Annotated in this window: 1 protein-coding gene and 1 pseudogene; one reads left to right on the top strand and one right to left on the bottom strand. The window is 57.1% G+C overall.

Going from position 1 to position 749, the window contains the following annotated elements; all coding sequences use genetic code 11:
• Window positions 1–353: hypothetical protein (locus AWB81_RS48230; RefSeq protein ID WP_235026278.1), on the top strand; the 353-nt coding region annotated here is incomplete at its 5' end.
• Here the strand turns inward: AWB81_RS48230 and AWB81_RS43775 are convergent.
• A pseudogene (locus AWB81_RS43775) lies at window positions 316–537 on the bottom strand (IS6 family transposase); the annotation flags it as partial. The gene AWB81_RS48230 and the pseudogene AWB81_RS43775 sit on opposite strands and share 38 nt — an antisense overlap.
• Window positions 538–749 lie beyond the last annotated feature (212 nt).

Genomic DNA, 749 nt, shown 5'->3' with positions numbered 1-749 from the left:
AAGAGGAGACGGCCGCGATGCCAATTCGAACGGCGGACACGTTCAGTCAAAGCGTGTCTTTCGACATCGACGATTCACAGCCGCACCGTATCGCTTCGAAGTCGAGCAACTCCATCGCGTGGCCGCGCGCTGGACGGCCACGCTCTTTGCCGGGCGTGGCGAGTCAGTTTGTTGCGAGCAGTGGCGGTTGCACGGATTCGGCCACCCGCTTTCAAGGCGTGGGCGCCGGCGTACGTCATCCCTCAAGCCTGCTCAGGATATCGTTGCCATATACGTTGCGTCCATTCGCCAACTCCGACCGACGGCTCGCTTTTAGCGAGGAAACGCCTTCTCCAAAACCGGTAACACCTTGATGGCCCAGCGATGTACGGTTGAATGGTCGACCGAGATTCCACGCCCCGCCATCATCTCTTCCAGATGTCGAAGGCTCAGCGGATATGCCACATACCAGCGCACACACGTCAGGATTACATCGAGCGGATAGTGCAAGCGCTTGAGGACTCGTGCCAAGGCTGGATTCAGAGTCGTTACACGCATCGCGTCGCCATCGCGGTCGTGTTGTCCTCCTCTTGAAAACGAAGTTGAAATATAGACGTCAACTGTCCGTAAGAACCTCGTTCCGTCCGCCTTGCAAATGATTGACTCTGTAAGAACGTCCGTCCGGACATTCCCTTAGTACTACAGCCGTAGGTACGCCGGAAGCACACCTCCGCGTCGTCGATAATGACACTGCTGGGCTCGGTACTGAT

The sequence above is a fragment of the Caballeronia arationis genome, from assembly GCF_001544975.2.
Lineage (GTDB): Bacteria > Pseudomonadota > Gammaproteobacteria > Burkholderiales > Burkholderiaceae > Caballeronia > Caballeronia arationis.
This window is presented reverse-complemented; position numbering and strand designations above follow the sequence as displayed.